The 254-nt window shown below is 70.5% G+C and carries 1 pseudogene; it reads right to left on the bottom strand.

Annotated features, from left to right (window positions below):
- Window positions 1-254: pseudogene (locus QR64_RS26895) on the bottom strand (hypothetical protein); the annotation flags it as partial.

The raw sequence follows: 254 nt of genomic DNA, 5'->3' as shown, positions 1-254 counted from the left end.
TCTCCCGGCACGGCCGGCACCGATGCGGTGCCCAGACCGTGCTCGCGCAGGTGCGCACCGGCACGAAGATGCCGATCCACCTGCCCGAGAACATGTTCCAACGCACGCACATGTCGGCGCAACTTACCCGGCTTGCCGATGTGCGCGGCGGTGATCGGCGGCAGGCGACGCAGCCGCTGGGGATCCGGAAGCCCTGCATGCTCGAGCGTCACGGCGGTCAGGTCCCGGATGAGCCAGTCGGCCAGGGCCGCGGT

Source organism: Rhodococcus sp. Chr-9, from assembly GCF_000801125.1.
Classification (GTDB): domain Bacteria; phylum Actinomycetota; class Actinomycetes; order Mycobacteriales; family Mycobacteriaceae; genus Rhodococcus; species Rhodococcus pyridinivorans.
Note: the sequence above shows the minus strand (reverse complement) of the source record. Positions and strands in the feature narration are given on the sequence as shown.